Origin of the sequence: Bacteroides faecalis (assembly GCF_003865075.1) — a bacterium.
Taxonomy (GTDB): Bacteria; Bacteroidota; Bacteroidia; order Bacteroidales; family Bacteroidaceae; genus Bacteroides; species Bacteroides faecalis.
In genome coordinates this window covers 29,058-48,807 of sequence record NZ_BHWB01000023.1, presented here as the reverse complement: position 1 = coordinate 48,807, position 19,750 = coordinate 29,058, and the positions used below count along the sequence as shown (strand labels likewise).

At 44.1% G+C, this 19,750-nt stretch carries 13 protein-coding genes, 1 tRNA gene and 1 pseudogene; 11 read left to right on the top strand and 4 right to left on the bottom strand.

Annotated features, from left to right (window positions below; all coding sequences use genetic code 11):
* Nucleotides 1–515: 515 nt before the first annotated feature.
* Nucleotides 516–4,166: pseudogene (locus EJF25_RS26835) on the top strand (helicase-like domain-containing protein); the annotation flags it as partial.
* Between the two features lie 110 nt (nt 4,167–4,276).
* Here the strand turns inward: EJF25_RS26835 and EJF25_RS21850 are convergent.
* The 3 genes from EJF25_RS21850 to EJF25_RS21840 all read right to left on the bottom strand — a co-directional run bounded on the left by EJF25_RS21850 (nt 4,277) and on the right by EJF25_RS21840 (nt 6,334).
* A complete protein-coding gene (locus EJF25_RS21850; protein ID WP_125042716.1) occupies nt 4,277–4,606 on the bottom strand; it encodes a hypothetical protein in 330 nt (109 codons plus the stop codon).
* A complete protein-coding gene (locus EJF25_RS21845) occupies nt 4,603–4,908 on the bottom strand; it encodes a helix-turn-helix domain-containing protein (protein ID WP_005651667.1) in 306 nt (101 codons plus the stop codon). The genes EJF25_RS21850 and EJF25_RS21845 overlap by 4 nt, the downstream gene beginning before the upstream one ends.
* A gap of 202 nt (nt 4,909–5,110) precedes the next feature.
* A complete protein-coding gene (locus tag EJF25_RS21840) occupies nt 5,111–6,334 on the bottom strand; it encodes a site-specific integrase (RefSeq protein ID WP_125042715.1) in 1,224 nt (407 codons plus the stop codon).
* Between the two features lie 410 nt (nt 6,335–6,744).
* Here EJF25_RS21840 and EJF25_RS21835 point away from each other — a divergent pair, with 410 nt between their 5' ends.
* The 9 genes from EJF25_RS21835 (at nt 6,745) to EJF25_RS21790 (ending at nt 16,782) form a co-directional block, all read left to right on the top strand.
* Nucleotides 6,745–8,028: a site-specific integrase gene (locus EJF25_RS21835; protein ID WP_118773625.1), complete on the top strand. Its 1,284-nt coding sequence runs from the start codon at nt 6,745–6,747 to the stop codon at nt 8,026–8,028.
* A gap of 69 nt (nt 8,029–8,097) precedes the next feature.
* On the top strand, nt 8,098–9,390 hold the full coding sequence (locus EJF25_RS21830) for a PDDEXK nuclease domain-containing protein (RefSeq protein ID WP_125042714.1): 1,293 nt from the start codon (nt 8,098–8,100) through the stop codon (nt 9,388–9,390).
* Nucleotides 9,391–9,401: 11 nt separating this feature from the next.
* Nucleotides 9,402–10,439, top strand: coding sequence for a hypothetical protein (locus tag EJF25_RS21825; RefSeq protein ID WP_125042713.1), 1,038 nt, complete (start codon nt 9,402–9,404; stop codon nt 10,437–10,439).
* 223 nt (nt 10,440–10,662) lie between these two features.
* Nucleotides 10,663–10,971, top strand: a complete 309-nt coding sequence (locus EJF25_RS21820; protein ID WP_009121544.1) for a DUF3853 family protein — start codon at nt 10,663–10,665, stop codon at nt 10,969–10,971.
* A 14-nt stretch (nt 10,972–10,985) separates the two neighbouring features.
* Complete coding sequence (locus EJF25_RS21815) at nt 10,986–12,062, top strand: AAA family ATPase (protein ID WP_125042727.1); 1,077 nt, start codon at nt 10,986–10,988, stop codon at nt 12,060–12,062.
* 211 nt (nt 12,063–12,273) lie between these two features.
* A complete protein-coding gene (locus EJF25_RS21810) occupies nt 12,274–13,230 on the top strand; it encodes a DUF8464 domain-containing protein (RefSeq protein ID WP_117689207.1) in 957 nt (318 codons plus the stop codon).
* Nucleotides 13,231–13,436: 206 nt separating this feature from the next.
* Nucleotides 13,437–14,837, top strand: a complete 1,401-nt coding sequence (locus tag EJF25_RS21805) for a coiled-coil domain-containing protein (protein WP_125042712.1) — start codon at nt 13,437–13,439, stop codon at nt 14,835–14,837.
* 304 nt (nt 14,838–15,141) lie between these two features.
* Nucleotides 15,142–15,948 carry a DUF4377 domain-containing protein gene (locus EJF25_RS21795; RefSeq protein WP_125042711.1) on the top strand — a complete coding sequence of 269 codons (807 nt, stop codon included), beginning with the start codon at nt 15,142–15,144 and terminating at the stop codon, nt 15,946–15,948.
* Nucleotides 15,949–15,957: 9 nt separating this feature from the next.
* Nucleotides 15,958–16,782 (top strand): hypothetical protein, encoded by an 825-nt coding sequence (locus tag EJF25_RS21790; RefSeq protein ID WP_125042710.1) that lies wholly within the window; start codon nt 15,958–15,960, stop codon nt 16,780–16,782.
* Between the two features lie 213 nt (nt 16,783–16,995).
* Here EJF25_RS21790 and EJF25_RS21785 read toward each other — a convergent pair.
* A tRNA-Ser gene (locus EJF25_RS21785) sits at nt 16,996–17,080 on the bottom strand.
* A 133-nt stretch (nt 17,081–17,213) separates the two neighbouring features.
* Between EJF25_RS21785 and EJF25_RS21780 the strand changes: the two genes are divergently transcribed.
* Nucleotides 17,214–19,706, top strand: coding sequence for an endonuclease MutS2 (locus tag EJF25_RS21780; protein WP_125042709.1), 2,493 nt, complete (start codon nt 17,214–17,216; stop codon nt 19,704–19,706).
* Nucleotides 19,707–19,750: the final 44 nt, after the last annotated feature.

Sequence of the window (19,750 nt, the reverse complement as noted above, 5' to 3'; positions counted from 1 at the left end):
CCACCAAGCCTTATGAACCCATGCTTAATCTGTTTGCCGCCTATGCGAACGAGGAGGAAGCGGAGGTACAGATGATGGAAAACCGGCCATCACCGGGCCGGACACCATCGGCATCCCGCAAAAGAAAAGGAAACGAACCGGAAATGTTCAACCTGTTCTCGCAAGAGAACATGTATGATGAAGCCGTCTCACAAGAAGAAATGACCGGGGAACAGGCGGCAGCGGAAGCGAAATGGCAGGAACGCAGACTACGGTTCGAGGAAGAACGGAAAAAAGAAATGGAACCACGTCCGTTTACCGGAGAAATACGCCCCGAATACAAGAACGGCTCTCTCGTGAAAGCCGGTGAGCAATACGGATATTTGCAGGGATTGGGTACTCCCGAAGTACAGTTCCATCCGCTCAGGCTGACTGTCACACAACAATACCGGGCCGCCTACTATATCCCGCTCCGTGAAGCCTACCACAATCTCTACAATGCGGAAGCCGAAACGGAAACCGAACAGCCGGAACTAAGGGAGGAGCTGAACCGGCAGTATGACCGTTTCCAGCGCATGTTCAGGGAGCTGAACGGAAAGGACAACGCCAAGTTCCTGCTGTTGGATGCAGGAGGACGGGAAATGCTCTCATTGGAGCGTTCCGTCAACGGGAAGATACAGAAGGCGGACATATTCACCGTGCCCGTATCGTTCAACGCCAACGAGGTGACACATGTGGATACACCGCAGGAAGCCCTTGCGGCATCCCTGAACAAGTTCGGCGAGGTCAATCTGGAATATATGGAGAATCTCTGCGACATCGGCAGGCAGGAACTGCTCGAACAGCTGGAAGAGCGCATCTTCTACAATCCCATGATGAAGAGCCATGAAATCAAGGACCGTTTCATAGCGGGCAATGTGATTGCCAAAGCAGAATGGATAGAGAACCACCTGAGAGACTATCCCGATGACGGCGCGAGCAGAAAATCATTGGAGGCCCTTCGAAAAGCCATACCGGAGCCCATAAGTTTTGAACAGCTTGACTTCAACCTGGGAGAACGGTGGATACCCATGCCCGTATATGAGGAATTCGCCGGATACCTCTTCGAGACAAAGGCCCATATCCACTATACGGAATCCATCGACGAGTTCAGCGTGAGCTTCGAGAGCACCAACGCGAACATCACCGACAGATATTATGTGAAAGGGGAAAAAAGAGGCTATTACGGAAACGACCTGCTGAAACATGCGCTGCACAACACCGTACCCGACATAACCAAGACCATTCAGGACAAGGAGGGCAATGACATTAAGGTACGTGATGCGGAGGCCATCCAGCTTGCCGACACCAAAATCAACGAGATACGCTCCGCCTTCACCGGCTGGCTGAATGAACAGCTGCCCGAATTCAAGCAGAACCTTGCAGACATGTACAACCGCAAGTTCAACTGCTATGTACGTCCCGATTACGACGGTTCCCTGCAAAGCTTCCCGTTCCTTGACCTGAAAGGGCTGGGCATACCGTCCCTGTACGACAGCCAGAAAAATGCCGTATGGATGCTGAAGATGAACGGAGGCGGGATAATCGACCATCAGGTAGGTACGGGCAAAACCCTTATCATGTGTATAGCCGCCTTTGAGATGAAACGTCTCGGACTGGCGAACAAGCCGATGATTATCGGACTCAAAAGCAATGTGCATGACATAGCTGACACGTTCAGGAGGGCCTATCCGAATGCCAGAGTGCTGTATCCGGGCAAGGAGGACTTTACGCCGGAGAAACGCGTCGGAATATTCCATGACATCAAGAACAACAACTGGGACTGCATCATCCTGACACACGACCAGTTCGGGAAAATACCCCAGTCCCCCGAAATACAGCAGGAAATATATACGCAGGAAATAGAGAGTATCGAAGAGAACCTTGCCGTATTCGAGCAGCAGGGCAATGAAGTGACCGGCTGGATAAAGAAAGGGCTGGAAAGAAGAAAGGAGAACCTGGAAGCCAAACTTGAAAAGCTGGAGCAGGATATAAAGGACCGGACGGATGATGTTACAGATTTCAGACAGATGGGCATCGACCACCTCTTCGTTGACGAATCGCACAATTTCAAGAACCTGATGTTCAACACACGCCATGCGAGGGTTTCCGGCCTGGGCAATCCCGAGGGAAGCATGAAGGCTATGAACATGCTTTTCGCCATCCGTACCATCCAGGAGCGCACAGGCAGGGATTTGGGGGCCACTTTCCTCTCCGGCACGACCATCTCCAACAGCCTGACCGAACTCTATCTCCTTTTCAAGTATCTCCGTCCGAAGGAAATGGAACGGCAGGGGATTACCTGCTTTGACGGCTGGGCCGCAGTCTATGCGAAGAAAAGCACGGACTTTGAATTTTCAGTGACCAACCAGGTGGTGCAGAAAGAGCGTTTCCGCTATTTTATCAAGGTGCCGGAACTCGCCAATTTCTATGCGGAGATAACCGATTACAAGACCGCTGAAGACGTGGGGGTTGACAGGCCGGAACTCAACGAGCAACTCTATCACATACCGCCCACTCCCCAGCAGGAGGTTTTCATTCAAAAACTGATAAAGTTCGCCGAAACCGGGGATGCGACCTACATAGACAGGGAGCCTCTATCCGAAGCGGAGGAGAAGGCACAGATGCTGATCGCCACCAACTACTCGAACAAGATGTCGCTTGACATGCGGCTGATAGACCAACAGTACGGTGACAGTCCGGGAAACAAGGCGTCCCATTGCGCGGCCAAGATTGCAGAGTATTACTACAAATATCTCGACCAGAAAGGCACACAGTTCGTATTCTCGGACCTGAGCACTTATAAGCCGGACCAGTGGAACATCTACAGTGAAATCAGGCGCAAGCTCGTGGAAGACCATAATATCCCGGAAAAGCAGATAAAGTTCATTCAGGAAGCAAACAGCGACAACGCACGCAAGGAACTGTTCAAGGATATGAACTCCGGGCGCATCCGTTTCCTTTTCGGTTCCACACAGAAACTGGGAACGGGTGTCAACGCACAGGAACGGGCCGTGGCCATCCATCATCTGGACATACCCTGAAGGCCGTCCGACCTGGAACAGCGCAACGGGCGGGCGGTAAGAAAAGGCAATATCATCGCCAAGCAGTACGCCGGCAATAAGGTGGACTGCTACATCTATGCGGTGGAGAAGTCACTGGACAGCTACAAGTTCAACCTGCTGCAAAACAAGCAGGTGTTCATCAACCAGCTCAAAAGCCGTAATCTGGCCGCCCGTACCATTGACGAGGGGGCGATTGACGAAAACGGAGGCGGCAGTTTCAGCGAATACGTGGCCATCCTTTCGGGCAACGACGACCTGCTGGAAAAGGCGAAGCTGGACAAGAAACTGGCGGTCCTCGAAAGCGAGAGACAGGCATTCCACCGTAACAAGGGAAACGCGAAAGGCAAGCTGAATGAAAGGACTTCGGGAATAGAAAAAAACAACACCTTTATCGGGCGTTTTACCAGAGACTGGGAATATTTCAACAAGGTAATGCCCGCAGATACGGAAACCGGACTCCGTCCCAATCCCCTGAAACTGGACGGTGTGGATTCGGACAACGTGGAGATACTCGGCAACCGGCTTGCCGCAATCAACCGGAATGCCCGGACGGAGGATGACTATATGAAAATCGGGACCCTGTCCGATTTCCGCATCCTTGTCCGTACCGAGAGGATTTGTGACGGGAACACACAGACCTTGCAGAACAAGTTCATGGTCGAGGGGCTGGACGGTATCAAATATACCTACAACAACGGTTATATAGCCAAAGACCCGAAACTGGCCGTCATGAACTTCATCAATGCGCTGGAACGCATTCCCGCCATGATAAAGAAACGGGAGCAGGAAAACGCGGAGCTGTCGAAGGACATCCCGGTCCTTCAGGAGATTGTGGCGGCTTCATGGCCCAAGGATGCGGAAATCAAGCGGCTGAATGAGGAACTTGCCACGCTGAACCGGAAAATACAGCTTACCATAAAACCGGCAGGCGGGCATGAAAGCGGAACGGATGACGGAACGGAAAGGAAAGGACAGAAAGAGACAGGCGAAAGTGACGATGCACCGGACCTGCCACGGAAGGCAAGGCATGTACCCTCAATGGAAATTGCCGCCCCGTCAAACGGACTGAAAAAAACATCCTAAGTTTGCCGTAAAGAGCCGCTTTTCAGAAAATGACAAAGGTATGGCCGACACCCGGATAAATCCGGTCTGCCGGCCATACTCTTGTCTGTAATGGGAAGAAGGGCACTCCGTCATTCCTCTTCCTCAAAGGAAAGGCTTTCCACCTGTCTGTTAATAACCTTCCAGTCAATGGAATCCTTCAGACTGATTATATCCACAATCGAATAATGCCTGGTCCCGTTCTCCTCTTCCGCAAAACGCAGCCGTCCGCTCAAACGCTGCTTCTCAATCTCTGCCGGATCGAGGTTTATCAGCTCACAAACCTCATCGGGCAGCATGGAGAGTTCTACACAGTTATCCTCGCAGATATGTTGCAGCACGGCCAACATGTTGAGGGACTTCTTGTAACTTCTCACGAGTGCGGCGAACGAGCCGCTTTCAACCTTAATCATCTTTCTCATAACCTTTTATTTTTAGAGTGTTCTTCTTTTTCCAGCAGCATGGCACGCAGCACGTCCGAACGGCGGTAGTAAATTTTCCCCTTGTCACGGTGGAAAGGCAACGAACCGTCATTGCGGCGTCTAAGAAGTGTCCTGTCGGACATCTTGGTAAGCAGGCGCACGCCTTTTGAATCCAGTATCTCGCTGTCGGGCAAGTTATGTATGGCAGGAGCCAGTAACTTTTCAATGTTAGTTACTTTGGCGAGTATGGTACTGAGCATGTGGGTCATCTGCCCACCAGGTGCAGTTCTTCTATTATTCATAATGACCTTGTTTTTATTGTTATGGCGCAATATTACGGAGATATTACAAGACCATTGGTTACTCAACCGTTGAGCAACCGCCAAAAAAAGACAGAAAACGCCAGAATGAAATAAAAAAGGCCGGAAGCAATCTCCGGCCATTCCTGAAAGAGCAGGCATCCGAACCTCATGTCTGCCTTTGCTCATTCCAAACACCCTCTCCTTACATGGAAAAATGAAAATCCATCTTTATCTGTGACATTTCACGTATCACTGTACGGTCCAGCACACGCGCATAATGACGGGTCATCTGAACATTGGTATGCCCCAGCATTTTAGCAACGCTCTCTATCGAAACACCATTGGCCAAAGCAAAAGTGGCAAAAGTATGACGCGCAACATGGGTGGTCAATGTTTTTTTTATGCCACAAATATCAGCCAGTTCCTTGAGATAGGCATTCATTTTTTGATTACAAAGCACCGGAAAAAGCACACCATGTTTCCTGCAATATTCATTGGTGGAATACTTCTCCAATATTTTTAACGGAACTTCCATCAATGGGATGTTACACATGATTTTGGTCTTCTGCCTTCCCTTGCGTATCCATCTGACACCGTTCGAGTCCTCCACGATATGCTCCTTTCCCAATCCGTGAATATCCGAGAAGGCCAGACCGGTGAAGCAACAGAACACAAAAATGTCCCGTACCTGACCCAGCCGCGGAATATCAATCTCCTTTGAAATCAGTTTTCGGATTTCCGAATCTTCCAAGAAGTCCGGCTCCACCTTATCCAACGAGAACCTGATTTCCAAAAACGGATCATTCTTCATCCATCCCTTGGCCAAAGCGATACGGATAATCTTCTTGAAGTTCTTCAGATACTTGGTGGCTGTATTATGACAACACTTTTTCGAGGTCTTAAGCCAGAACTCGTAATCCTCAACAAACTGGCGGGAAACTTCATCCAAAAGAATATCTTTCTTATGATATGTCTCCCAGACAAAATCCTGAGTATGCTTCAAGGATGTCTCATAACGCTGCACGGTTGCAGGCGCCATGTCCGTACCGGACAATCGGGCGCATTTATCATTATGTTCACGGAAAACCTCAAACAGGGTACGCTGTACGGGAGCATTCTTACCCAAAAAACGGTCCAGCACACTGCCGGCAGAAACCGCTACACCTTCTATTTCCAGTTCACGCTGAATTTTCATTATCCTCAAACGGATAGAATCAAGATACAGATTCAGTTCCTTGTACTCACGCTTCTTTTCCAGGGCCTTTCCTTTTGCCACACTCCAGAATTCCGGAAGAATTGTTTTCTTCACTGAAGCATCAACCCGAACTCCATTCACTGTAATTCTCATCATTATCGGAGCCTCACCGTTCCGATTCAATTTCGTCCTACGAATGTAGAACAATAGACAAAATGTTGTTCTTTCCATCTTACTTGTTTTTTAATCACAAAACTAAAATTCCAAGAGCAACAAGTCAAGATGCAAAACACTGATAAACAATGAATTATTTACTTAATAGGTGTACCTGACATTGAAGGAGATCAGGTACACCGAATAGTACACCGAAAGAATGCTTTGATATGCTTATTTTTGCTATGCACCAAAAATAAAAATCCCCGTAAAGTATTAATTTACAGGGATTTTCTTTGTTTTGCAATTCTTTCCAGCGGAGAGACAGGCTCTCGAACCTACGCTTTCAGAAAATATCATAAAATCACAAATCGCTGATAATCATACACTATCCACGATACAGAGTAAATCTAAATTTTTCTAAATGTCTTTTGCTATCTCAATTTTTGGGTGTATATTTGGGTGTAGAATTTCAAACGCACCCAATTATGAATATCAAACGTAACATCATTTTTGCATTGGAGAGCCGGAAGAAGAACGGTGTGCCAATCGTAGAGAACGTGCCTATCCGTATGCGTGTCATATACGCAAGCCAACGTATCGAGTTTACAACAGGCTACCGGATTGACGTAGCCAAATGGGATGCCGACAAACAACGGGTAAAGAACGGATGCACCAACAAACTAAAGCAAAGCGCATCCGAAATCAATGCGGACTTGCTGAAATACTATGCCGAAATGCAAAACGTGTTCAAGGAATTTGAGGTACAGGAAACCATGCCTACCACGCAACAGTTAAAAGATGCGTTCAACTTACGGATGAAAAATACAAGTGAAGAACAGACGGAAGAAGCCCCTGTCAGCTTTTGGGAAGTGTTCGATGAGTTTGTAAAGGAGTGTGGCAATCAGAATAATTGGACGGCATCCACATACGAAAAATTTGCAGCAGTGAAAAATCACCTCAAAGAGTTCAAAGAAGATGTAACCTTTGAATATTTCAATGAGTTCGGATTGAACGAATATGTCAATTTCTTGCGTGACAAGAAAGACATGAGAAACAGCACCATCGGCAAACAGATGGGATTCCTCAAATGGTTTCTGCGCTGGAGTTTCAAGAAAGGACACCATCAGAACATTGCATACGATACATTCAAACCCAAATTGAAAACCACTTCTAAAAAGGTAATATTCCTGACGTGGGAAGAACTGAACAAATTGAAAGATTATCAGATACCGCATGACAAGCAGTATTTGGAACGTGTCAGGGATGTTTTCTTGTTCTGCTGTTTTACGAGTTTACGATATTCGGATGTTCGCAATCTGAAAAGAAGCGATGTGAAACCCGACCACATTGAAGTCACCACAGTCAAGACAGCGGACAGCCTGATAATCGAACTGAACGACCACAGCAAAGCCATTCTTGAAAAATACAAGGATGTTCATTTCGAGAATCACATGGCATTGCCCGTCATCAGCAATCAGAAGATGAATGATTATCTGAAAGAACTGGGTGAGCTGGCGGAAATCAACGAGCCTGTACGGGAAACCTACTACAAAGGGAATGAACGTATAGATGAAGTCACACCCAAGTACGCTTTGTTAAGCACCCATGCCGGAAGAAGGACATTCATCTGCAATGCGCTGGCTCTTGGAATCCCGGCACAGGTGGTCATGAAATGGACGGGACACAGCGACTACAAGGCTATGAAACCCTACATTGACATAGCGGATGATATTAAGGCGAACGCCATGAACAAATTTAATCAACTATAAAAGTATCAAACAGTTTCATGGATTATCCGCTATTTGAATTATATTTGCGACAACAATAGACATTGAAACATGGAAAACAACAAAGAACACCATATAGAAAGAACGAACTTTGACGCATTTGTTCATGCTGTCGGTTCGGAAATAGAACAGGCGCAAGTCAGGCTAATTACCGCAGCCAATGCGCAAATGCTATTCCATTATTGGAAAATAGGCAACTATATCCTGTATCATCAGAACTTACAAGGCTGGGGAAGCAAAATCATCAAGCAACTGGCAAAAGCTATCCGATTCAATTATCCTGAAAAGAAAGGCTATTCGGAACGTAACCTTACTTATATGTGCCAATTCGCACGGTCATATCCCTTGAACGTGCTACGAAGTTTCATTGATACGGATGTAAGGCTATCTGTTCCAAGCGTACAGAATGTTACAAATGAAGTCTTGAAACTAAACAACGGACAATTTATGCAGGAACTTACTGCGCAAATACAATCCGCTGATTACCAGTCTTTAAAATTTACGCAGGAGGCTACTGCGCAAATTCAGGACGTAGAAAAAACAGTTTCTGCCATTTACAGGATAGAGATTAGGGGGATAGAAAAAGTTTTCCTGACCTCTCCTGTTGCCAAAATAAACTGGGCAAGCCAAATGGCTATACTTGACAGTTCGCTACCGTTAGGTATAAGCTATTGGTACATGAAGCAGTCTGTGGAAATGGGCTGGAGCAGCAATGTTCTTAAAATACAAATTGAAACCAACCTGTACAGCAGACAAATCAGCAATAATAAGGTAAACAATTTCACCACTACGCTTCCTGCACCACAAAGCGACCTCGCCAATTACCTGTTGAAAGACCCGTACATCTTTGATTTGGCTGGAACTAAAGAGAAAGCAGACGAAAGGGACATAGAAGAACAGTTGGTTAAGCACGTTACCCGTTACTTGCTGGAAATGGGCAATGGCTTTGCTTTCGTTGCACGACAGAAACATTTCCAAGTCGGAAACAGCGATTTCTATGCAGACCTGATACTATATTCTATTCCACTGCACGCATATATCGTGGTAGAATTAAAGGCTACCCCATTCAAACCGGAGTATGCAGGGCAACTGAACTTCTACATCAATGTGGTGGATGATAAACTGAGGGGAGAGAACGACAACAAGACTATCGGGTTGTTGCTGTGCAAGGGAAAAGACGAAGTTGTAGCACAATACGCATTGACAGGCTATGACCAGCCGATAGGCATCAGCGATTACCAACTGAGCAAGGCTATACCTGAAAACTTAAAATCGGCTCTGCCAAGTATAGAAGAAGTGGAAGAGGAACTGGCTTCCTTTCTTGATAAAGACAAGAATTCATAAACCAAGCGTATATGGCAGGAGAAATACTGATTATGATTCCCCAATATGGCGAACTCAACCGAATATATAGCGACTTTATTGTAAGCCATACTTTTTCCTTTGACAAGCAGAAATTCATCACGAACTTCTACAAGCAATACAATGACACAAAAGCTTTTGAAGCCGCTATCCTTGAATTGGTACTTGACAAGCAGAAAGAACAGTACACTCTGATTCTCGACAGTCTAAGAGCCGAGATAGAGAAAAACATGATGCTTTACGAAAAATATCCATTGCTTGATGATGAGATAATTTCTCGTGTGTGCTACCATTTCGCTGATAGATATAATATTGATATAGAGGAACAACTGGAGATTACACAAAGACTAAACAAGCCTTTGAACGAGGCATATAACAGATATGATTCTATTGGTTACAGGGAACATACGGCAGAAGAAGAAAAGCAAGCCGAAAAGGAATATGAACGCTGCAAGGCTGAATATGAGAAAGAAAAAGAAGAACTGGACAGGCTTTATGAATTGCAAAAGCAAGCAAGAAAAGAGGCTTTCCAATATATAGAGAACTGCTGCGGAGATATTTATAAATTGAGTTTCCATTTTATGGAAATATTAGCAAAATATATTCCCGCAGCTAAAGATAAACCGGAAGAGCTAACCAAGCCAAGCGAACCCGATATGCAAGAAGAAGCACCCAAAGAGGAACAACACGAATATTTCGACATGGAGTTGCTTTCGCACGTTTACACGACCTGCGTAGGAGAACAATTCGAGAATATTTCCGAATATGATTTCTATGCTTGTATGAATCTGCACCCCGGCAAATGCAAGCTGAAAATAAAAACGAGAGAGAAAATACGTGTCTGCTACCTGATATTCCTGATGGGTGAACAACTGCCCAAACTAGACAGGGAGAATTGGAAAAAGAATATCCTCAAAATGCTGGATATTGAAGAGAACTATTACAAGTCAAAATACAAGGAACCTGTTTCCGATTTCCCAAGTGACAGCAACCAGAAGTTCGCCAAAGAAATGGACGCAATATTCCGATAATCCGTGATATCCCCTGACATATTACGAAATAACCACTTTTACCACTCAAATTAATTTTTGAGTGGTATTTTTATTGCCTGATATTCAAAGAAATAATAAAATATTCCATTTACACTAACCACATCCTTACCACTTATAAACCTACCTAATTTTGCATCGTTCGAGAACAGAAATAACAGCCAGTGCGCAGGGCTGATTGTTTAACGACTAAATAGATTGGACGATGACAAATCTTCAAGAGTTATTATCAAAACCCGTCTGGCAGATGACAGGCGAAGAGTTCATATTCTTAAGCAAACACGCTTCCGGTCAAACGGAAATGCAACCACAGCCCGTTACGGACACAGAAAGGAAGTATGTGTACGGAATACTGGGCATTGCCAAACTGTTCGGGTGCAGCCTGCCCACCGCCAACCGCATCAAGAAAAGCGGAAAGATTGACAAGGCAATCACCCAGATAGGACGCAAGATTATCGTAGATGTGGAGCTTGCCCTTGAACTGGCCGGGAAGAAAACAGGAGGACGAAAATAACGGGAGGCATGGCTATGGACTATATTAAAGAGACTAAAGACATATCGGCAGAAGAAGCCATTATCCTTTGGCAAGCCTCACGTTTGAGCCTGTCGAAAAGTTATGAGAAAGCACCTGAAATCCTCAAAGTACATGGTTCTGTCATTGGGACATTGGGCAATTTCAGCGCATCCATCGGCAAAGCCAAAAGTAAAAAGACGTTCAATGTGTCGGCTATCGTAGCCGCCGCATTGAAGAACGGCACCGTATTACGATATGTGGCGGAACTTCCGGAAGACAAACGGAAAATCCTTTATGTGGACACGGAACAAAGCCCTTATCATTGTCTGAAAGTCATGAAACGTATTTTACGGATGGCGGGGCTTCCCGATGACAGGGACAATGAAAATCTTGAATTTCTCGCTTTGAGGAAATACACGCCCGAACAGCGTATCAGGATTGTCGAACAGGCTATCTACAATACGCCTGACATAGCCCTTGTAATCATAGACGGCATACGTGACATGGTATATGACATCAACAGTCCCGGTGAATCGACACGTATCATATCCAAGCTGATGCAGTGGACGGATGACAGGCAGATACATATCCACACGATACTCCACCAAAACAAGGGCGATGAGAACGCAAGGGGACATATCGGCACGGAACTGAACAACAAGGCGGAAACCGTCCTCCTTGTGGAAAAGGACAAGAGCAATGGAGATATAAGCAATGTTTCAGCCATGCACATACGGGCAATGGACTTCGAGCCTTTTTCATTCCGTATCAATGACAATGCCCTGCCCGAACTGTTGGAAGGTTACAAGCCGGAAACCAAGAAACCGGGAAGACCCGAAGAAGAAAAGTTCGACCCTTACAGGCATATCACCGAACAGCAGCACCGAATCGCATTGGAAGCTGTTTTCGGACTGAAAGAGGAATACGGCTACAAGGAACTGGAAAATGCTTTAATCAAAAGCTATATGTCAGTAGGTGTAAAGCTGAACCATCAAAAGGCGGTACCGCTCATCACCATGCTTCGAAACAAACGGATGATAGTGCAGGAGAACGGCAGAAAGTACACGTTCATGCCCGACTTCCACTATTAGCCTACACCTTGCAATCGCTTCACTTTATTCCGAGGGTCTATATATCAGAAATAAAGCGAAGTGGTTGCGGAATGTGGCAAAACCGCTTCACTTTATTACCGTACCCTATATATACGAGAATAAAGTGAAGTGATTATAGATCGTACTTCATAAAGAGGTACGGGCGAAAAGAGAAATAAACCAATTCAATTATCATTAAACCAATCGTTTTATGGATATACAGACAGCGAAACAAATCAAGATAGCAGATTATCTGCACAGTCTGGGCTTTTCTCCGGTCAAACAGCAGGGGATAAACCTGTGGTATAAGTCACCGCTAAGGGAAGAAACGGAAGCCTCGTTCAAGGTGAATACTGAACGTAACCAATGGTATGATTTTGCACTCGGCAAGGGTGGGAATATCATCGCACTGGCACAGGAACTTTATTGTTCCGACCATGTGCCATATCTCCTGCAAAGAATCGAAGAACAGACACCCCGTATTCATCCCGTGTCTTTTTCTTTTGGCAAGCAATCATCTTCCGAGCCAAGTTTCCAACAACTGGAGATTGTACCGCTTTCTTCTCCTGCCCTGCTCACCTATTTGCAGGAAAGGGGGATAAACATTGCACTGGCAAAAAGAGAATGCAGTGAAGCGCATTTCTCCCATCACGGCAAACGGTATTTCGCCATTGCCTTTCCCAACGTGTCGGGTGGGTATGAAATCCGCAACCGATATTTTAAAGGCTGTATCGCACCGAAAGAGATTTCCCATATCAAACAGCCGGGAACAGCGAGGGAAACGTGTTATGTGTTTGAGGGGTTTATGGACTATCTTTCATTCCTTACTTTGAGATTGGAGAGTTGTTCGAAATATCCCGAACTGGATAGGCAAGATTACATGGTGCTGAACTCCGTAGCCAATGTTTCCAAAGCCCTCTACCCTTTGGGGAACTACGAGCGCATCCATTGTTTCTTTGACAATGACCGTGCAGGGATGGAAGCACTCCAACAAATACGTGTGGAATACGGCAGGGACTTATACATCCGTGACGCTTCGCAGACCTACAGCGGATGCAAGGACTTGAACGAATACTTACAGAAACAGACTGAAAGAAAGAGGCAAGCCCAGTCTGCAAAGGAGACGCACAGCCGGCCCCCGAAAAAGAAAAACGGCTTTCGGTTATAGCCCACTATAACTACACGCTTCGCTTTCGTAGTTGTGGGCTCTCCCGAGGGGATTAGGGCTTTGCCCTAATAACCCACTCAGGGCGTTTCTCCCCTGAGAACCCAGACCAAAGAGTGACCCTCTCTTTGGAAACTCCGCTTATGGGTCGCACCCCTAAGAATCCCTCTGCGAAAGCGAACAAAGTAATCTAACATAAACAAAAAACTATGGCAACAAAATCAAGCATACATATCAAGCCTTGCAACATCGCATCGAGCGAGGCACACAACCGAAGGACTGCCGAGTACATGCGCAACATCGGAGAGTCCAGAATCTATGTCGTTTCCAAACTTTCCACCGATAACGAGCAGTGGGTAAATCCTGACTTCGGCACTACCGAATTGCGGACACATTACGACAACATCAAACGGATGGTCAAGGAAAAGACAGGTCGTGCCATGCAGGAGAAAGAACGTGAACGCAAAGGCAAGAACGGAAAAATCATCAAGGTGGCAGGGTGTTCACCTATCCGTGAGGGGGTGTTGCTCATCAGAGCAGACACTACATTGGCAGATGTGCATAAATTTGGCGAGGAGTGCAAACAACGCTGGGGTATTACTCCGCTGCAAATCTTCCTGCACAAAGATGAAGGACATTGGCTGAGCGGACAACCCGAAGCTGAAGATAGGGAGAGTTTCCAAATTGATGGAAAGTGGTTCAAGCCGAATTATCACGCTCATATCGTTTTCGATTGGATGAACCACGATACAGGAAAGAGCTGTAAACTCAATGACGAGGATATGACCGAAATGCAAAGTTTGGCTTCTGACATTCTCCTGATGGAACGAGGACAATCTAAAACCGAAACAGGCAAGGAACATCTGGAACGTAACGATTTCATCATAAAGAAACAGAAAGCCGAACTGCAACGTATAGAGGAAACCCAAAGGCACAAGAAGCAGCAGGTAACTCTTGCTGAGCAAGAACTCAAACAGGTAAAATCGGAAATACGCACCGACAAACTCAAAAGCGCAGCCACTGATGCAGCTACTGCCATAGCAAGCGGTGTCGGTTCTCTTTTCGGAAGCGGAAAATTGAAAGATTTGGAACAAACCAATGAGAATTTACGTCATGAAATTACCAAGCGTGACAAGGGTATTGATGAATTAAAAGCCAAGATGCAACAAATGCAGGAACAGCACGGCAAGCAGATTCGTAACCTACAAGGAATACATAATCAAGAGCTTGAAACCAAAGACAAGGAAATATCACGATTGAATACCATTCTTGAAAAAGCGTTCAACTGGTTTCCATTACTCAAAGAAATGTTGAGGATGGAAAGACTATGTTATGCCATCGGATTTACCAAAGATATGATAAACAGTCTTTTGACAAAAAAGGAAGCTATTAGGTGCAATGGTAGGATTTATTCTGAAGAGCATTGGCGAAGATTTGAAATCAAGAATGATATTTTCAAGGTGGAAAAGAATCCAACCGATGATAGCAAACTGATACTGACCATAAACAGACAGCCGATAGGCGAATGGTTCAGGGAACAATGGGAGAAGCTACAGGAAGGATTGCGAAAAACAGAAGAGCCAAGAAAAAATAGAGGATTTAGGTTATAAATTCTGTTCTCTATATCGCAAAACATCAATAAAATAACTAATTTTGTATTCGGATTGGGCTAACCCTCTCCATGACATAAGAAAAAGAAGAAGCGTTATGTTTATCTTGTAGGTGAAAACGTAGGAAACTTTCAAACTGATACAAGAGATAGCATAGTGGTTTTCACGCATATAGCGTGGGCTGCTATTGTTACATCTGTATCAGAGGTTTCCTACGACCTTCACTTAGACGTGGCATAGTTGGCTCACGTTTTTTCAATATAAAATTAATAGCCCAATAGAGCCAATAGGGAATTATACGAATATGAATAAGTTTATTATTCCATTTTTTTTAATCACTGCCTTCCTTGTAGTGGGTTGCAGCGATGATGAGCCAAAAAATGTTGTCAATGAAATCAAGATGTCCGTTTCTGCCGAAACAGGTACGTACATACCATGGGGCAGTGATACTCCTGTAGAGTGTATGCTTGTTATGTCTGAAGACAATCCCGGAGTATGGGAGCCACTTGGCTTTAATAGTATTAAATGGTTTACATACGAAAGAGGACATGAATATTACCTTTCGGTAGAGAGAACCATTCTCGCCAATCCTCCCATGGATGCTCCAGACCGTACCTATTCGCTGTTGAGAATCCTTCAAGACCGTATTGTCACAAAGCCGGAGATACCTGTAGATAAAGAAATCAATTCAGAGGAAGACATTGAGTACTATGATATGTGCCCCTTTAACAAATATGCCATAGAAAAGGAAATCATTGTCAATGAGAATGGAGAAATTTCCTATGCCGACGGTCACAGCCTTCCGTCTTATGATAATGCCCGCATTTGGTTAAAGTGTATTCTTGATAAGGCAGATCCGAATTGGCTAAAATTCAATAAAATACCCTATATGGCAATCTATTCATTTGTATTGTCACCGCTTACGGATGAAATACGGCTGGTGCGCAACGAATCATCCGGTCCGATGTTCAAGGAGGTCATTCCTGAAAGTGAGTTTGCCCATATCACCCAATCCATGAAGCCGGGCGAAGAACTCCGTTACGCCCTCATCCTTGCCAATGTCTATAAGAAAGGACTTCAGAAACTGGAATTTACGATAAAGAAACAATAACACATAACCATGATGAATAAACTTATCAACCCGATTCTTTTCATCATGTGTCTGTTTGCTATGGCTTGCAGCGATGATAATAATGAAAATGAAACATTTGCTCCGTTCAGTCTTGAGAAAATATACTATGAAGTACGATTGGAGCGCAATGCTACTTCTATTCCTATAATAAACGGTAGTGGCGATATTAGTTTGGCAATAGAGGATGAAAATATATTGAATGCCATTTACTCAAAATACAACGATAAGGAGGATGACAGAAAAGGACACATCAATTTGTATGGTATGCAGAAGGGAAGTACAACACTGACCATTACCGACAATATTACCAAGGATGTGGAAACCGTTGAAGTGAAAGTGACAGATTGCTATTTGTCATACATGATAGCCGAAAGTAATCATCCTCTATTAAAAGCCAACACAATTCTATTTTTCATAAACAATCCTGCTAAAGAGTCCTATATCTTCGCTAAAGACAATCTCCATGGGACATTATATGACCGACCAACAATGAAAGGCAGTTACGAGTTCTTCATCACCCCCGATTCGAAAGAACAACTGCACGACATACCCGGATTGCGTTTAACATTCCAAACCGATGGAGAAGACAATGACACGGCAACATCTTACGACTTTCAAATAATAGGTAATAATCAGATATTCAGTGTTATTCAAGCATTTTTGGGTGTGAAATGGGAGGAACTTTTTGATAACGCCCATACAAAAAGCCCTGCACCAGTAGACTTTACTATGAAGCTGACTGCTCCCAATACAAATTATCAAATTACAGGAGTATTAAGTACTACATCCATTCCGGAACACATATTGGATTGATACATTGCTGCAGTTAGGCAATTAAACTGATATAAAAGCCAACTAAAAGAGCATAACTTGATTGTTCTTTTAGTTGGCTTTGTTTTATTCAGACACTTTTTTTCTGAGTAAAGATGCATTTCATCTTAAATAATACAAAAACACCCAATTTTACATTCTTGGGTGTAAAACTGGGTGTTTGTTTTGCAATTTGCTGATTTTCAGCGTTTATTGCGGAGAGACAGGGATTCGAACCCCGGGTACCTCGCAGTACAACGGTTTTCAAGACCGCCGCAATCGACCACTCTGCCACCTCTCCAAAACTACTTTATCAAAAGTGCTTTCCTCTGAAAGCGGTGCAAAGGTACGAATCATTTTTAAATCTGCAAACATTCTGATATTTTTTTCGCGAATTAATCGTATTTTTGCAGCCTATTACAAGTAAGAAAAATATGATATATCCTCAGAATTTTGAGCAAAAAATAGGATTCGACCAAATAAGACAGTTATTGAAAGAGAAGTGTCTCAGTACTTTAGGCGAAGAGCGAGTGTCAGAAATGACTTTTTCTGATCAATACAATGAAGTAGAAGAGAAATTAAATCAGGTAACTGAATTTGTGCGCATCATTCAGGAAGAAGACGGATTTCCTGATCAGTTTTTTTTCGATGTCCGACCTTCACTAAAACGGGTACGGATAGAAGGTATGTATTTAGACGAACAAGAATTGTTTGATCTTCGCCGTTCTTTGGAAACGATCAGGGATATTGTGCGCTTTTTACAACAAAATGAAGAAGAAAATGATTGCCCCTATCCTAGCCTGAAAAAGCTAGCAGGAGATATCGCCGTATTCCCACAACTTATCGGAAAGATAGACGGTATTCTTAATAAATACGGCAAAATTAAAGATAATGCTTCCACTGAGTTAGCACGTATTCGTAGAGAACTTGCCAGTACAATGGGAAGTATTTCACGTTCGCTGAACAGTATCCTTCGCACTGCGCAATCCGAAGGCTATGTAGATAAAGACGTGACTCCCACAATGCGTGACGGACGTTTGGTAATCCCTGTAGCACCCGGACTTAAACGAAAAATCAAGGGAATCGTACATGATGAGTCTGCCAGTGGAAAGACTGTATTTATTGAACCGGCAGAAGTAGTAGAAGCTAATAATCGTATTCGTGAACTAGAAGGAGATGAACGACGTGAAATCATTCATATCTTGATTGAGTTCTCCAACATATTACGTCCTTCCATTCCGGAAATTCTTCAATCGTATGAATTTCTGGCAGAAATTGATTTCATTCGTGCTAAAAGCCATTTTGCAATACAAACCAATAGTTTAAAACCTGCGTTAGAGAATGAACAATTACTGGATTGGACAATGGCTGTACATCCATTACTACAGATTTCATTAGCCAAACATGGTAAAAAGGTAGTTCCTCTGGATATAGAACTCAATCAGAAACAACGTATCCTTATTATTTCTGGTCCGAATGCCGGAGGTAAATCCGTATGTTTGAAAACGGTTGGATTATTACAGTATATGCTCCAATGCGGAATGTTGGTTCCAATGCACGAACGCAGCCACACAGGGATGTTTAGCAGTATTTTTATTGATATTGGTGACGAACAGTCTATCGAAGATGACCTGAGTACTTACTCCTCTCATCTGACCAATATGAAAATCATGATGAAAAGTTGCAATGAACGTAGTCTGATTCTGATCGATGAATTCGGAGGAGGTACAGAGCCGCAAATCGGAGGAGCTATTGCGGAAGCTGTACTCAAACGTTTCAATCAGAAAAGAACATTCGGTGTAATTACTACTCATTATCAGAATCTGAAACATTTCGCCGAAGACCATGAAGGAGTAGTCAACGGGGCAATGTTATATGACCGCCATTTAATGCAAGCTTTATTCCAACTGCAAATTGGAAATCCGGGAAGTTCTTTCGCTGTTGAAATTGCCCGAAAAATCGGTTTGCCGGAAGATGTCATTGCAGATGCTTCGGAGATTGTGGGAAGCGAATATATTAATGCGGATAAATATCTTCAGGATATCGTACGAGATAAACGTTATTGGGAAGGCAAACGCCAGACAATACGCCAACGGGAGAAGCACATGGAAGAAACAATTGCCCGTTATCAGACAGAAATGGAAGAATTGCAGAAATCACGTAAAGAGATTATCCGTCAAGCAAAAGAAGAGGCTGAACGGCTGCTACAGGAATCAAATGCCCGCATTGAAAATACGATCCGTACAATAAAAGAAGCACAGGCTGAAAAAGAAAAGACTCGTCTGGTACGGCAGGAACTAACGAATTTCCGTACTTCTCTAGACTCGCTCTCTTCTAAAGAGCAGGAAGAAAAGATTGCACAGAAGATGGAAAAGCTAAAAGAGAAACAGGAGCGAAAGAAGAATAAGAAAAATGATCTTAAAACAGTTTCTTCTCCATCCGCAACTCCTAAAATAGTTCCTATCACAGTCGGCGAGAATGTAAAAATCAAAGGTCAAACCAGTATCGGACAGGTAATGGAAATCAACGGCAAAAATGCAGTCGTCGCTTTTGGAAGCATAAAGACCACTATAAAATTAGAACGATTAGAACGTTCCAAAGCTACTCCGCAAACAGAAGGAATTGCAAAAAGTACATTTGTCAGTACACAAACACATGATCAAATGTATGAAAAGAAACTCAGTTTCAAGCAAGATATCGATGTTCGTGGAATGAGAGGAGATGAAGCTTTACAGGCTGTCACCTATTTTATTGACGATGCGATATTAGTAGGCATGGGTCGTGTTCGTATTCTTCATGGAACAGGAACGGGAATCCTTCGTACACTCATCCGACAATATTTATCCACCGTACCAGGAGTACGTCATTATGCAGACGAACACGTCCAATTCGGAGGAGCAGGAATTACTGTTGTCGATTTCGAATAATTATCTGTAAACAAATCCTATAAATTACTTGTTCTCATTTAGAA

Excerpts from the sequence above, each read along its gene's own strand:
- EJF25_RS21850 (WP_125042716.1), bottom strand. The coding sequence starts at position 4,606 with ATGAGAAAGATGATTAAGGTTGAAAGCGGCTCGTTCGCCGCACTCGTG.
- EJF25_RS21845 (WP_005651667.1), bottom strand. The coding sequence starts at position 4,908 with ATGAATAATAGAAGAACTGCACCTGGTGGGCAGATGACCCACATGCTC.
- EJF25_RS21840 (WP_125042715.1), bottom strand. The coding sequence starts at position 6,334 with ATGGAAAGAACAACATTTTGTCTATTGTTCTACATTCGTAGGACGAAA.
- EJF25_RS21835 (WP_118773625.1), top strand. The coding sequence starts at position 6,745 with ATGAATATCAAACGTAACATCATTTTTGCATTGGAGAGCCGGAAGAAG.
- EJF25_RS21830 (WP_125042714.1), top strand. The coding sequence starts at position 8,098 with ATGGAAAACAACAAAGAACACCATATAGAAAGAACGAACTTTGACGCA.
- EJF25_RS21825 (WP_125042713.1), top strand. The coding sequence starts at position 9,402 with ATGGCAGGAGAAATACTGATTATGATTCCCCAATATGGCGAACTCAAC.
- EJF25_RS21820 (WP_009121544.1), top strand. The coding sequence starts at position 10,663 with ATGACAAATCTTCAAGAGTTATTATCAAAACCCGTCTGGCAGATGACA.
- EJF25_RS21815 (WP_125042727.1), top strand. The coding sequence starts at position 10,986 with ATGGACTATATTAAAGAGACTAAAGACATATCGGCAGAAGAAGCCATT.
- EJF25_RS21810 (WP_117689207.1), top strand. The coding sequence starts at position 12,274 with ATGGATATACAGACAGCGAAACAAATCAAGATAGCAGATTATCTGCAC.
- EJF25_RS21805 (WP_125042712.1), top strand. The coding sequence starts at position 13,437 with ATGGCAACAAAATCAAGCATACATATCAAGCCTTGCAACATCGCATCG.
- EJF25_RS21795 (WP_125042711.1), top strand. The coding sequence starts at position 15,142 with ATGAATAAGTTTATTATTCCATTTTTTTTAATCACTGCCTTCCTTGTA.
- EJF25_RS21790 (WP_125042710.1), top strand. The coding sequence starts at position 15,958 with ATGATGAATAAACTTATCAACCCGATTCTTTTCATCATGTGTCTGTTT.
- EJF25_RS21780 (WP_125042709.1), top strand. The coding sequence starts at position 17,214 with ATGATATATCCTCAGAATTTTGAGCAAAAAATAGGATTCGACCAAATA.